The sequence below is a fragment of the Arthrobacter sorbitolis genome, from assembly GCF_054510995.1.
In genome coordinates, this window is sequence record NZ_JBTNDM010000004.1 from 132,657 (window position 1) to 147,553 (window position 14,897).

6 protein-coding genes are annotated in these 14,897 nt (G+C 59.3%); 5 read left to right on the forward strand and 1 reads right to left on the reverse strand.

Going from position 1 to position 14,897, the window contains the following annotated elements; genetic code table 11:
- Positions 1 to 64: 64 nt before the first annotated feature.
- Positions 65 to 2,899 (reverse strand): hypothetical protein, encoded by a 2,835-nt coding sequence (locus ACX80K_RS10615; protein ID WP_459271836.1) that lies wholly within the window; start codon positions 2,897 to 2,899, stop codon positions 65 to 67.
- Positions 2,900 to 4,179: 1,280 nt separating this feature from the next.
- On the opposite strand from ACX80K_RS10615, the gene ACX80K_RS10620 reads away from it, so the two are divergent.
- From ACX80K_RS10620 to pglZ, 5 genes are read left to right on the forward strand one after another with little or no spacing between them, the layout of a single operon-like run.
- The gene (locus ACX80K_RS10620; protein WP_459271837.1) at positions 4,180 to 4,803 is read left to right on the forward strand and encodes a DUF1819 family protein; all 624 of its coding nucleotides are present in this window, start codon (positions 4,180 to 4,182) and stop codon (positions 4,801 to 4,803) included.
- Positions 4,800 to 5,408, forward strand: a complete 609-nt coding sequence (locus tag ACX80K_RS10625; RefSeq protein ID WP_459271838.1) for a DUF1788 domain-containing protein — start codon at positions 4,800 to 4,802, stop codon at positions 5,406 to 5,408. The genes ACX80K_RS10620 and ACX80K_RS10625 overlap by 4 nt, the downstream gene beginning before the upstream one ends.
- A gap of 8 nt (positions 5,409 to 5,416) precedes the next feature.
- Entirely contained in the window at positions 5,417 to 8,920 is a 3,504-nt protein-coding gene (gene brxC, locus ACX80K_RS10630) for a BREX system P-loop protein BrxC (protein ID WP_459271928.1), read from the forward strand.
- A 12-nt stretch (positions 8,921 to 8,932) separates the two neighbouring features.
- Positions 8,933 to 12,400 (forward strand): BREX-1 system adenine-specific DNA-methyltransferase PglX, encoded by a 3,468-nt coding sequence (gene pglX / locus ACX80K_RS10635; RefSeq protein WP_459271839.1) that lies wholly within the window; start codon positions 8,933 to 8,935, stop codon positions 12,398 to 12,400.
- Positions 12,397 to 14,895 carry a BREX-1 system phosphatase PglZ type A gene (gene pglZ / locus ACX80K_RS10640; RefSeq protein WP_459271840.1) on the forward strand — a complete coding sequence of 833 codons (2,499 nt, stop codon included), beginning with the start codon at positions 12,397 to 12,399 and terminating at the stop codon, positions 14,893 to 14,895. Before pglX ends, pglZ begins: the two co-directional genes overlap by 4 nt.
- The last annotated feature ends 2 nt before the right edge of the window (positions 14,896 to 14,897 follow it).

Genomic DNA, 14,897 nt, shown 5'->3' on the forward strand with positions numbered 1-14,897 from the left:
ATAGAGAAGTGGTGCCCCTTCCATACTCAGGACGCGGTTGCGGCAAGTAGCCCGGCGGGTGCCATTAGGCGGCTACCGAGTCCTCGGCCTTGGTCCAGCCTTCGCTGCTTCCAACGACCTGGAGGCCGCCCCAGCTGGAGCGCTTGACCGCATACATCCAGAGATTGCCCTGCGGCGTACGGAGCCGGCGCATGTACCCCTCGGTGCCGGGGATGATGTCCTCGCCAAGGGCCAGACCGAGCGCTTTCCCCTTCAGCCCGGTGATCTTGGTGACGACCTCTGGGAGGAGGAAGAGCACCTCCTCCTTCACGCCGGACTGGCCAGCTGTCTCGCCCTTCACCCCGAGCTTCAGACGTGACTTTGTTGGGTCGCCTGCGTAGTTTTCAATCCAGTATTCACCTGAGGCTACGGCACCTTTCAGCGCCTCGAGAGGTCCCATTGGCGGTTGGCCGCCCTGGAACTTGTCCCAGCACTCGGACATGGCCGTCTGTGTCAGCTCCCAGCCCTGTTGGGTGAGGCGGGCGGCGACACCCGCCCGCGCGATGCCGACGAACTGGCCTGCGTAGCCCAGGAACTCGGCGAGGCCGACGTATGCGTTGGCCGCGATGCGGTGAGGCCTCGACCCGGGGATGCTGGGGTGAGCACTTCGGAAAGTGGTGGCAACATCCTCGGCGATGCAGCGGACTACTGAAAGGTATTCGTCCAGCCCACCGTTACGGTCGATCTTGCCGGCAAGATACTGGATGAACCCGGCCCAGGCAATTTGGGTGATGCCCTCATTGGCGAGATCCTCCATTGCCGAGGCGCCACCGGGCCGGAAGGTAGATTCCTTCGTCACCTCGACGAACAGGCCTCGCTCCATATCGGAGTTCTGGTGACCATCGGGCAGGGCAGCGGGCTCGGCGGTCAGGATGAATCCCGGAGCCGTACGGGCCTTTTCCTTCGAGAACACGTCGCCGCTGTTCTTGTCGAAGAACTGACGGCCGCGGGCCTTGCCTCCGCCACCGTACATGCGCCGCATGATCTGGGAGAACGCTTCGGATTGGGCATCTTGACTGCGCTGGTTGGTAGAGCCCGGGCGGGATCGAACGCGGAGATCGTCGACGAAGACGGTCGCGTTGTGGACGCCCCGGCCGACACCGGCCACGTAGTTTGACGTGCCTTCGAAGTTGCCGAGGAAATCCTCGTCCCAACGGCCGATCTGGAGGGACGAGAGAAACAGGGCCATTGCCGTCTTGCCGGATCCCGGGAGACCCACGATGCAGGCGCCACCACCAGCCTTCACACCCATCACCGACAGGGCCATGAAACCCAGGCCTACGAGGACCGGCGTCGGATCAACGAGGTGTGCCTCGATCGCCTCGAGCACCTTCGCGACGGCCGATTCGATCTCGCGCTGGGTTACCTGGTTCAGGTCGACCATCTCAAAGCCCGCCAAAGTAGGCTCCGCAATGCGGGCCGTAAAAGCCAAATCCATGCCGTCGCCGCCGATCGCACCGGTGCCAGTGAGATAGAAGGCCGACTTTTTCGGGCTTCCGTCCTCGGCGACGCGGTCAATCTCGTACCAACCGCACCGGGTCAGGCGGCGCTTGATGGGAAAGTCCACGCCAGGGAGGCCAGAGGAGGCACGAATGGCTTCACCAATTTCCTTCTCGGCATAGGGACGGATCGTTGCTGTCTCTCCGAGGGCACCGGGGACCTGGGAAAGAATCCAACGGGGGTTGTCGAGCTGGGAGGCCGCGACACGCTCCAACTCGAAAACCAGACCACCGCCGAGCTTCACCGCCACGTCGAACTCACCGGTCCGGGCGGCGGACTGCGACATATCGTCGAAGACCTCGTGAATCGCCGTAAGCCAGATGGCCGCGTCCTTAAGTAGGATCTCGCCGGGGGTGACCTTGCCATCCTCACTGATGTTGGCCCGGGCGATCATCTCGAGGTCCCTGAAGACCCGGGCGCCGCCGGCGGATACCTCCGCCAGGTGGGAGCTCGCGGCACTCGGGGCCTTCTTCTTCGCGGCGGGCTTACGGCCGAGCTTCGCGATAGCACTGGCGATAAGACGATCCACGGCGTCCATTCGCTGCACTGCGCTGCGACGCTTGAGGCTGCCAAGCCAGTCGGATACGCCGCCCTTGCCGGAGACCGGGACCCGAGCGAACTTCACGGAGGCACCGAAAGACGCATTCAGAAAATCTTGCAGCTTCTTCGCCGCCAGGTAAACAGACTCATTGGTCGCGAAATCCGCGTCGAAGAAGGCCGTTACGGTAGCGCCCGCACCGAGCATGTCACCGAAATCGGGAGAGTGAACGCCCCCCTCACTGCCGCCCCACGCACCGGCAACCGAGATCACGAAAATCTCATCGAGCTTGCCGACTTCCTGAAGCAGTGAGACCACCGAGAGGCAGGCTTTCGTGCCCTCGATGACGAGCACAGTCTCCGCCTTACCGAGCATCTCCTTTTGCAGCGGCGAGTAGTAAGGGGAGTTGCCCGACTTCGCTGGCAGTACATATTTCGTCGGCTTGCCATCCGTGCCGACCCTGGTCGCCTCTGTCGGGCGGTACTGGGGAACAACCGAGCCGTCGATCCGGTGGTTCTGGAAGATGATGCCGGGGCCATCCCACTTCGTTGCCAGCTCTTCGGGCATCTGCGATTCGACGACCACCGAGTATGTTCCATGAGCCAAAGCGACCTCGGGGAGGATGCCCTCCTCGGCCAGGTACTCGAGGTCAGTCGCAGTGAGTTTGCAGGGTTCGTCGGAATGGTCGAGGAAGAACTCATCCCCGGAGGAGATGCTTGCTGCCTCCGCCTCGAAGTCCGTGCCGTCGATGAAGTAGGCATCCTCCGGACCGAAATCCAAGTCATCGCCGAAGTCAGGGGTAGGGGTGTAGGTCTTTGTCATTTTGCTGTACTGCTTTCTCTGGTTGCGGACTTGCTGTCACCGGGGGAAGGATTTCCGCTGGTGGGCCTCGCTCGATCCTCTAGGAGCACATTTGAGGGAAGGAGTGCAGGCGCTTCGGATGATGTGCGAACTTTGAACCTAGGAACGGTCTTGGAACAGAATCCGGAACAGGGTTATCTGTCGAAGAACCGCGTGAATAAGGGGAAGCAGGGTAGGCGACTCCATCAGTAGGGGACTTGTTCCGGAAGTTCCAGGTTTCCCCAGTACTGCCTCTACCCATTTCCCGCACTCACCATCCGACATTCCATGTATGCATCTCTCTAAGGACTCTCTGTGGGGAAACCCTGGAACAACTGGAACAAGGGAACGTTGAGACCAGGATTCACGCCGTTGCTGAGACCTTGCTCCCGGCAACGCGAGCCTTGCACTTCGCGGTGAACCAAAGCGCCGACGCATAGCCCGAGCCGAAGTCGCGAGGTCATGAAACCGAAGTTCGATCTCGGTCTAGTCGCTGTTGATCCGCGGACAGGATCATCCGCGAGTTGCTCGATGCGGCTCCGGGCCTCTGCGATGAAGTGCTTCACTCCCGCTATGTGTGCGGCGAGTTAGCAATCCTTCACCGCCCTAGCGCGTCGGGATCCTCCGCGTCCTCCACGACGGGGGAGCGGGGCATCAACCGGAAGCATCGACGATCCCAGCGTTGGGAGACCTGTCGAGCACCTGCATTACGGGAGGTGTCATTGGCCCGGCTTGAGGCGCGTGAGGCCGCAGGGTGGCCGCACGAGATCCTCTGCTTGAGCCCAAAGCATTGAATTACGATCGATGGAGAACGGGCTTGCGGCGTCTGGGCTCGAGGCAGAAAGGAGCGCACCGAGCCCTAAGCGTCCTTTCGGATAGGACTCACCCGGCGAGGCCCAGTCAAAGCAGGGCAGAAGGGCACTCCTCGGTAGTATCAGGGAAGAGGGTCCCTGAGGCCGCAAGCGTATTGAGAGGACCGACGTGCCCGAGCCTTGGCTCCCCGCTGACGGCATCGCTGTTCATGGCCGCATGACGAGGGATTCGGTCTACTCCTGGATTGCCGACGAGGCATGCCTACCCATAAAAATGAGCTCCTGTGGAAATTTCAAGCCAGCGAGATCGGCGACTGAGTCCACGGTTGTGGTGCCGATGCATTGGAGCTCGGGCCAGACTATTTAGCTGTTTTCTTCGAAGTGCCGCGACGTTCCCGTCGGCGTGCCTACGTATCCCGACCACTGCCCGACTCCCGGAAGGAGGCCCCGTTGACTACGAGCAGTCGCTCAAATGATCGCTATGCACTGTCGTTCACCAGCGGGGGGCTTCTGGTGCGCGAGGCAGACGTGATCGTCGCCGAGTATCTCCGCTCGCACGATTGGCTGATGGTACGTCGTGCAGTCACTGAGCAGAATCTGCTGCAGGCGCGTACGACTTCGTCGAGTGTTCGCGTAACGCGGGAGACGATCCAGCGGCTAAGCGTTTTCGATGATCTAGAACTTGAACTACTCGCGGAATCGAGTCTCACCGAGCGCTGTCACTTGATGTGGGCCGCTGCATGCCGTCATTATGACCTGATTGGTGACTTCGCGGAAGAAGTCATTCGCGAACGGTTCCTCCTGATGACCCCGACGCTCAGCACCGAACACTTCGAGCGGTTTATGACGGGTAGAAGCTTGTGGCACCCCGAGCTTGACGAGTTAAAACCCTCAACGCGAGCCAGGCTCCGCCAGAACGTCTTCCGCATGCTGTATGAAGTGGGCATTTGGAGCAAAGAAGGCGCCATCGTACCGGCAGTGCTCTCAGGGCGAGTCCACAAAGCCCTTGCTGCACGCGGCCCGAGCGACATCCGGTTTTTTCCCACCACTCTGCCGATGGAGGCGACGGGATGAGCACGATCAAGCGAAGCCTCACGAGCGATGAAAAGCACGTTTACGAAGTGCTGCGCGGTATGCGGTTTTTGAAGATGGAGGGCCTCTCTAAGGAGGTGCCGTTCTTCATCTATCACTACCCGCCCACGTGGTCGCGTGACGTCGACGGCCTCCGCGACCGCGTTACCACGAAACTCCGTAGCGACGACGGGTTAAACGTCGTCGAGATCAACCTTTACAACCTTGCCGTGCAGTTGCTCAGGGCACGTGGGGTTTGGGCTCGAGTCTTGGCACTCGAGCCAGACATGGAAAAGACCGAGTTCCGCGAGACATTGCAAGGCATGCTTGACCCGCATGATCACCTCGCACCCGCGATCCGCATCCTCCTCGACGCTGAGCCGAGCGACATAGTCTTCCTCACGGGCATCGGCGAGGTGTTCCCCTTCATTCGCACCCACACGGTGCTGGAGAACCTGCAGAGTGTCGTTACGGGTCGTCCGATGCTGGCGTGGTTCCCGGGCACTTACGAATTCACACAAGCTAGTGGTCACCAGTTGCGGGCGCTGAACCTGGGCGCCAGTGATAGCTACTACCGGGCCAAGGACATTCTGGAACAGGAAGCATAAGCGTGACCATGATCAACGAAATCTTCGCCAGACCGATCAACCGCGCTATCGAGGGCGTCATTAAGGCCGATGACACCTCTTACCTCGCCACCGAGGTCGAGGAGTACGTCCTCACGAACGAGGCAGCCAAGGGCCTCGAACACGTGCTGGAGGCCTACACCAACTACACGAACGCTAACGGCGTTTGGATCTCGGGCTTTTTCGGCTCCGGCAAGTCACACCTGCTGAAAATGCTCGCCCACCTGCTCGGCGACATCGGTAGTCACGACTACCGGCGAACCAAGGTCTCGGAGCACTTCCGTGGCAAGGCCGAGGACGCTTTCCTGCCTGCGCTAATTGAGAAGGCCGACCGAATCCCCGCGAAGAGCCTGCTGTTCAATATCGACCAGAAGGCCACGCTGATCTCGAAGGATCAGACTGACGCCCTTCTCAAGGTCTTTGTGAAGATCTTCGACGAATCCCGCGGGTACTACGGCAACCAAGGCCACATTGCTCGCTTTGAGCGCGACCTCGACACTCGCGGACAGTACGACGATTTCAAGGTCGCGTTCGAACGAATCGCGGGTATCCCGTGGACGCAAGGGCGCGAGCAGGCCGTGCTCGAAGCCGGGCACATCGACCGGGCTTTCGCCGAAGTCAACGGCACCGAGAGTCCCGGCATCATTCGCCAATACAGCACCAGCTATTCAGTTTCGATCGAGGACTTTGCCAGCGAGGTCGCAATCTGGTTGGACCAACAGCCCGATGGGTTCCGCCTGAACTTCTTTGTCGACGAGGTCGGCCAGTTCATTGGCACAAATACCCAGCTGATGCTGAACCTTCAAACCATCGCCGAATCCCTGGCCACCAAGTGCAGAGGGAGGGCATGGATCTTCGTCACCTCACAGGAAGACATGGAGAAGGTTGGTGGTGACCGCACGAAGTCGCAGGCCAACGACTTCTCCAGAGTCCAAGATCGTTTCACGAACCGGCTCAAGCTCACTAGCCAGGACGTCGAAGAGGTCATCCGTAAACGCCTGCTCGACAAGACGGATGCTGCGAAAACTGCCGTAGCGGCGCTGTACGCGACTGAGCATGCAAACTTCAAAACCCTTTTCGACTTCGTTGAGGGTCGCCACTACCCGAACTACCGTGACGAAACCCACTTCGTCGGAACATACCCGTTCGTGAGCTATCAGTTCCCGCTGTTCCAGTCCGCAATCGAGGGAATCAGTGACCACAACATCTTCGAAGGGCGGAACAGCTCAGTCGGTGAACGTTCCATGCTCGGTGTCGTTCAGGAAGTTGCCCGCACACTGGCCAGTGAACCTCTCGGCCAACTCGCATCTTTTGACCAGATGTTTGAGGGCATCCGTGCCTCGCTGAAGTCAGCGAATCGGCGTGCGATCAACGACGCCGAACGCAGCCCGTCACTGCCGCCGCTTGCGATTCGCCTCCTCAAGGCCCTGTTCCTGGTCAAGTACGTGGATACCTTCAAAGCGACGCCGCGCAACCTTACCGTGCTGGTTTACGACCATTTCGGCACTGACCTCACGCAACTTGGGAAGGACGTCAACGAGGCTCTCGCCGCGCTGGAAGCGCAAACCTATATCCAGCGCACCGGGGACGTCTACGACTACCTCACCAACGAAGAGCAGAAGATCGAGCAGGAAATCAAGAACGTCGACATCGACAGTTCTGAAGTCTCCAGACAGCTGTCAGACTTACTCACCGGCTCGATCATCAAGACGACCAAGGTCGTCTATGGCAAGAACGGTCAGAACTTTCCTGTGGGGTTCAAACTCGACGGGCAGGCAATGAGCAAGCAGCACGAGCTCGTTCTGCACTTCACCAGCCCCGAGACCGAGTTCAGCTTGGAGCAGATCAAAGCCCACAGCGCCGGCCTCGATGAACTTCGCGTTGTGTTGCCGCCCGAGACCGATCGGATCCTCGCCGACCTGCGGCTTCTGCTGAAGACCGCGAAGTACGTTAAGCGCGCCCAAGGAGCCAGCCGTACCGCAATCGAGCAGACGATCCTGCAAACTAGGGGCACTCAGAACGCTGAGAGGGAAAAGGAGATTGTGGAGCGGCTGCGCACCGCTGTCGGCCGCTCCACCCTAATTCACAACGCGGGCATCCTCGATGTCACCTCAGACGACGGGGTGACCCGCATCAACGAGGGTTTTCAGAAGGTCATTGCGGCGACCTACATGAATCTCACCCTACTGGGCGGTAAGAGCTTCACGGAGCAGCAGCTGGCCACGTTCGTAACTCCGCCTGAAGATGGGCTGTTTGAGGAGACCTCCAGCATCCTGGCCGTGCCCGGCGATGATGTCCTTGCTCACCTGGAAATGAGCGGTAAGCGTCACGTGCAGGTGACAATGAAGCACCTTATGGAGAAGTACACAATCAAGCCGTACGGCTGGGACCAGTGGTCGATCGCCGCTGTAGTCGGCTACCTAGCGGGTGAGTCGAAGGTCGAGATCCAGCTCAACGGCAAGGTACTCGCGCGAACTGAGATCACCGCTGCGCTGCGCAACACGCAGAGTTACCCGAGCATGGTCATTGCCCTCCAGCGGGTGTTTGACGCGAAGGTGGTCAGCGCGTTCCGGAAGTTCGTTATCGAATTTACCGACGACGGCGCGATCAGCAAAGATCCGCTGGAGCTTGCACGCGCCGGCAAGGAGCATCTTGACGCGAAACTTGCGGAACTGAACGCTTTGCGTACTGGGTCCCGGTACTCGTTTATCGATCAGCTCGACGAGCCGATCCAGATGCTGACCGAACTCTGCAGCAACAAGGCCGAATGGTTCGTCACCCACTTCGTCGAGGCCGATGATTTGCTTGACGCGAAAGACAATGTGATTGACCCAATCAAGGCGTTTCTACGCGGCGCCCAGCGCGGCATCTATGACACCGCCGCGGCGTTCGTGCAATCGAATCAGTCCAACCTCGCCTATCTACCGGCCAGCACCACGGACGCGGTTGCATTCGCTCTCGATGATCGGCAGATCTTCCGGGGCAGCAAGACCACCCAGTTAGGCGCTGCGGTCAAGGCTCTACAGGACCGTCTAACCGACATGATTGAGGAGCACCGCGCTGCCGCCATAGCGGACATTAACGCGCGCTGGAACCAGGTGCCCGCCAGCCAGGCATACAGTGACGCGACCGCCGCCGCGAAGCAGGCGGTGACACGAACGACCCAGGGTGTGCTCGACCGAGTTCAGCACGAAACACAGATCCCAGCGATAAAGAACCTCGCCTCGCAGTTCGCAGACTCGATCTACCCGCAGATTCTCGACGAGCTGGACGCGGCTCCAGCTACCCCGGAGCCCGAGACTCAGGACTCCGGCCCCAACCCGAACCCGGAGCCGGCGCCCGCACCGGTCAAGCAAACCGTCTCAATCAACAAGTTGGTGCTTCCCGGGGCTGGGCAGGTGCTGGAAACCGAGGCCGACATCGACGGCTACCTCGACCAGCTCCGCACGACGCTGCTCGCAATAATCCAAGACAACAAGCGCATCACGCTTTAGGACGAAAACGACATGGACACCAAACCCCTGGAGCGCTTTGCCACGCAGGCACGCCACGATCTCCTCGCCGCCGTAGACGCACAGGCCACCGCCGTTCTTGCAACTGGATCAGTCGCCCGCACCGAGCGCAGCGAAGTGGTGAAGATGCTCGAAGCCGAAATCGCCGCACATGGTCGCACCCGCGTGATCGACAAGGTTGCCTATACCTGGTTCAACCGCATCATCGCGCTGCGCTTCATGGACGTTCGTGGCTACACCGACGCCGGCGTCGTTTCCCCCGCTCAGGGGCGGGCGCATGGCCAACCGGAGATTCTCGCCGATGCCAAGCGCGGCAGCCTAGCTATAGACGTTGTCCTCAATAAGAAGACGGCAGAGGCGATTCTCGGACTGCTTGATGGCACGCGCCGCAGCACCGACGCCGAGGGTGAAGCCTACGCGCTGCTATTGACCGAATACTGTCGCTACTGGCACAGGTCGATGCCGTTCATGTTCGAGCGTGAGGGTGACTACACCGAGCTGCTTGTTCCCACCGGGTTGCTCGCCGACGGTGCGATTCTGTCCCAAGCACGCGAGGTGCTTACAGAAGAGGTCTGTGGCGACGTCGAAGTGATCGGCTGGCTCTACCAGTTCTACATTTCGGAGCGGAAGAACGAAGTCTTCGCGGGATTCAGAAAGAATAGGAAGGCCGGGCCAGACGAAATCCCTGCCGCCACCCAGCTCTTCACCCCGCACTGGATTGTCCGTTACCTCGTTGAAAACTCGCTCGGACGGTTGTGGATGCTTAACCGGCCCACCTCACGCCTCGTCGATCAGATGGATTACTACGTTGCCCCGGTCGACGGCGATGTCAACTTCCTGAAGATTGCCTGCCCAGAAGAGCTGACCATAGCCGACCCTGCCTGCGGCTCAGGACATATGCTCACCTATGCTTTCGACCTCCTCTACGCGATCTACGAGGAGGAAGGCTACGCACCATCTGAGATACCCGGTCTCATCCTCGCCCATAACTTGCACGGCATCGAGATCGACCCGCGTGCAGGTTCCCTCGCTGCGTTCGCGCTCACTATGAAGGCCCGGGGCAAGCAGCGGACCTTTTTCACGAACCAAGTGAAGCCGAACATCTGCGTGCTCAAGCCAATCTCATTCGGACCCGAAGAGCTGGACGTACTTGTCACTCGAGGGGGCGACCGCCACGAAGAGATTGCCTTCTGGAACCAGTTCACTGAGGCCGACGTATTAGGATCATTGATACAGCCTGATCCTAATGTGACTGCTCGGCTTGGGCACCACTTGAAGACGCTTGATCACCGCGGGGACCTAATAAGGGCCGACACGATTGAGCGGGCCTACAGCGTCGTGGAGCAAGCTGAGTACCTTGCGCCCCGATACGGCGTTGTAGTGGCTAATCCTCCCTATATGGGCAACAAGAGTATGGGTACGATCTTGGCTGTGTTCTCGAAGGACGCATATCCGCTTTCGAGAACGGACCTGTACGCGATGTTTCTGGAGCGGAGCCTGAAGCTCACCCAAGGGTCTGGCTATGCTGCATTGGTCGCGATGCAGTCATGGATGTTCCTGTCCACGTACGCCAACCTAAGAGAATCGATTTTTGCCGGAGCAGGAATTTCGACGCTGGCGCACCTCGGCGTTGGCGCTTTCGACACAATCTCCGGCGAGATCGTGCAGACCGCTGCAGTGGTGCTCGAAAAGGGCATCCGCCCCATGCAACGGGGAGTCTTCTTGGACGTAACAGAAGGCCGGAACGAGGCTGCAAAGAAGTCGAAACTCCTGGCACTTGTGGCTGCCCGAGAGTCCGAGGGCAAGTATGAAGTTAATGTCCTCGATTTCTCGAAAGTACCGGGTAAGCCTGTGGCGTACTGGTTGCCTGATTCAGCGAGGAATCTTTTCTCGCAACATGAGCCACTCAGCAAGGCCCTCCATATCACTGGAGGAATGACCACCGGCGATAACGAGCGATTCCTGCGGAGGTGGTTCGAGGTTTCACAAAGCCGAGCTTCCCACTCTTCTGGGACTGCATCGGAGGCAGCGGTAAGTGGACGCCGATGGTTTCCGTACAACAAAGGGGGTGGTGCACGGAGTTGGTTCGGTAATAGGGACTTCTACGTAAACTGGGAAGGCGATGGCCGCGACATACTTTCTACAGGCCGGGCGACTCCTAGGAGCCGCGGCAAGTACTTCCAGGAGTCGTTGACCTACTCGGCCACGGGCTCAAGTTCGCTTTCGATTAGGTACTCTGAACCCGGCTTTATCTTCGATGCGAAGGGGTCATCGTGCTTTTCTGACAGTGGTGATCTTTTGGCGAGTTTGGGGTACCTCGCGTCAAGCACCGCGTCTTACCTACTGCGGGCGCTGAACCCGACAATCGAGTTCCAGACCGGTGACTTGTCGCGCCTGCCCAATATCGTGGCGGCTGACGACATCGTCGTCAAGCGGCTTGTCGATCTCGCGAGGGAAGACGAAGCGCAGCAGGAAACGTGTTGGGACTTCGCGGGATCGCCCCTTGTTCAGCCTGATTCCAAAAAGCTCAGGGAAGTCGAGTCAGGCTTTTTCGATTCCTCAGCGGCCAGCGCCGAAGAGTTCCGGCGACTGGCGGAGCAGAACAACACAGTCCTCGCGGCGGCAACTGGCCTTTCAAACGAGGTAGACGCGTCGGTTGCGGTTAGTCAGGTGACACTGTACGCAAACCCTGTCTACATGTTTGGTGCCGGAAGAACTGAAGAGGCTTACCGTGACTTGAGTCGCGTTGCTGTGCTCAAGGACTTCGTGTCCTACGCGGTCGGCTGCATGTTTGGGCGGTACAGTCTCGACGAGCCAGGTCTGATCCTCGCGGATCAAGGTGGAACTTTACAGGACTACCTCGCGAAGGTGCCGGCGCCGAGTCTCAAACCGGACGCGGACAATGTCATCCCGATCCTCGATGGCGATTGGTTCGCGGACGACATTGTCGCGCGGTTCCGTCAGTTCCTCCGCGCTGCCTTTGGTGAGCAGCACTTCGAGGAGAATCTGCGGTTCGTCACGGAGTCACTCCACGTGCAGAACCTGCGCGACTATTTTGTAAGATCTTTCTACAAGGACCACGTGCAGAAGTACAAGAAGCGCCCAATCTACTGGATGTTCTCCAGCCCAAATGGAGCGTTCAACGCGCTGATCTACATGCACCGCTACAACCCCTCGACGGTCTCGACGGTGCTCAACGAGTACCTGCGTGAGTATCGGGCGAAGTTGGAAGTCGCGCTCAGCAACGCCGAGCATGCTGCTGCCGCGGGCTCCACAAAGGAGCAAAAGGAAGCTGACCGGCTGCGTAAGGTGCTCGCGGAGCTTCGTGACTACGAACACGATGTGCTCTACCCGATGGCCACCCAGCAACTCATGATCGACCTTGACGATGGTGTGAAGACGAACTACCCCAAGTTCTACCCGGCGCTTAAAAAGATCCCCGGGTTAGAGGCGGCGGAGTGAGCATCGCGACTTCGATCTCAGAGCACCTTGCGGCACGCTTCGAGCAGCACCGTCTGGTGGTGTGGCACGATCCCGAAGGAACATATACCACTGATGTCAATGTTCATGCGCCGAGCGGTGTGGCAGTACTACGTGTTCAGAACGACGAGTTCGGGATCAAGCACCGCGTATTGCGCGACGAGCCCGCCACGAAGTTTCTAATTTATCGCAGCGGTCCTGTTGCTGAGGGAACGGGCAACTGGCTACTAGATCTTGAACTCGCATACGGTGTGTTTACCGCAGATCGCCCCGCGCTAATGAGGGCAGACCTAGGCCTCACAATGCCTGGATCCGATGAGCTCATTGCTGAGCACGGGACGTTTTTTGGCAACGCGAAGCTGGTTGCGAAGCTCAGGCCGTTGTTGCGCGTCGACGATGACCTTGCCAAGCTCCAGGCGAAGATGTGTGCAGTCATGCTCGGTCAGAAGGAGCACAGTTTCTCCGAGCTGACTCGTACGCTTCTGGTGCAGTACGCCGACGGCGACGGCGCCGGCTACGAGGCGCTCGTGAAACAGGGCCTTGCGGGCTTTCATTGGGCAGGGGCCGCAAAGATCTACGGCTACGATTCCGAGACGCCGAACGTGGCCGGTTTTGTGCTGTGGATGTTCAAGCAAGCCCGGGGAGGGTTCGCGGTCACAACTCGGAACGCGGCGCGCAATATTGAGATCGATTTTCGTAGCTTCCGCAATGACCGCCAGAGCGGGGTGGCGCTGAAGAAGTTGGCGCGTCAGGCCGAGACCGACCTTAACTACGTTGAACAAGCCACAGGGGCGTCCCTTGCCGAACTTGTGGGCACCGACATCTTCGACGCGGGCGAAAAGGAGGTCATCCGGCGTCTAATCGACGGCATTGCTTCCCAGACGATTCAATCGAGCGACATTGCCGACATGATTCGTACTCGTCGCCGGGACAGCATTTGGTTTGACGACTATGCGACGCTTTACGTGGCACTCGGCGCCGCAGCCGAGCTGCTCCCGGCGATCCGTTCTACTCGGATCGATGTGTCGAGTTTCGATGAGGGCATCAGCCGTTACAGCGATAGCCTCTTCCGCATTGATCAGCTCTATCGCCAGTACACCCTGGCGTCGCAGACCGCCGAATCCAGGCAGCCCTTGGAAGCGCTCAACGAACAGGTGGAGAACGCCTACGTCTCTGACTTCCTCTCCAAGCTCGGGATCAATTGGCAACAACACGTCGACCAGATCGAGACATGGAAGACCCTCGCCTTCACTTCGCAAAGTTCCTTCTATGACCACTACATTGCCCCGCTGGTCCGAGGCGGACGTAAGAAAGCCGTCGTCGTCATCTCTGATGCCCTGCGCTACGAAGTCGCCGACGAACTGACTTCCAGGGTCCGCGGTGAGAACAAGTACGACGCGACCATTGAAGCCATGCTCGGCGTACTGCCCAGCTACACGCAGCTAGGGATGGCGTCGCTGCTCCCCCACAAAACGCTCGCGCATTCCGATAACGGTGACCCCGTACTCGTCGATGGGCAACCCTCCAATGGCACGGCGAACCGCTCGAAGATCCTTAGCTCCGTCGGTGGCACGGCAATCCAAGCGACAGATTTCCTGAAGATGAAGCCCGCGGAGCGGCGTGATTTCTACGCGGCGCATCAGGTGCTGTACGTCTATCACGACACTATCGACGCAACCGGTGACAAGGCGGTGTCGGAACACCGCACGTTCAAGGCCGCGGCTGATGCGATCGATGAACTCGTCGACATCGTGAAGAAACTTGCGAGTGCGAATGCGACAAATATCTTCGTCACCGCGGACCACGGCTTCCTGTATCAGGAGTCGAAGCTGGCACCGCAATTCAACCTGACCGTAAAGCCACAGGGCGATAAGGTGGTGCTCGAGAATCGCCGTTACGTTCTCGGCCGCGGGTTGAAGAAGAACGATGCCTTCCGCCGGTTCCTGCCCGAGCAGCTCGGGCTGTCGAGCGATCTGGAAGTGCAGATCCCGAACTCGATCTGCCGGATCGTCAAGCCGGGTGCCGGGGTCCAATTCGTTCACGGGGGTGCGTCGCTACAGGAGATCGTGGTACCGGTCATCTCGATTAACAAGGGACGTTCCGACACCGTCGAGTCCGTGAATGTGGACATCCACCCGGAGTCCGACAAGATCACCACTGGTCAGATCGTGGTCAAGCTTTATCAGCAGAGCGCGGTCACCGATCAGCGCATCGCAAGGAGGCTGCGTGCGGGTCTCTACTTCGGTGATCAGCTAATCTCCAACGAACTTGAGTTGCTCTTCGATGCCGACAGCACCGAAGGGCGTGATCGGTATCAAAGTGTCCGCCTACTGCTGAGCAAAGACGCTGATATGGCCAACAACCAGAGCGTGGAGTTCCGGCTTTCGGAGCCGATCGGTGAAACCGGCGAGTGGAAGAAGTACAAGAGCGTGCCGTACACGCTCAAGCGCTCCTTCACTACTGACTTCGACTTCTAAGG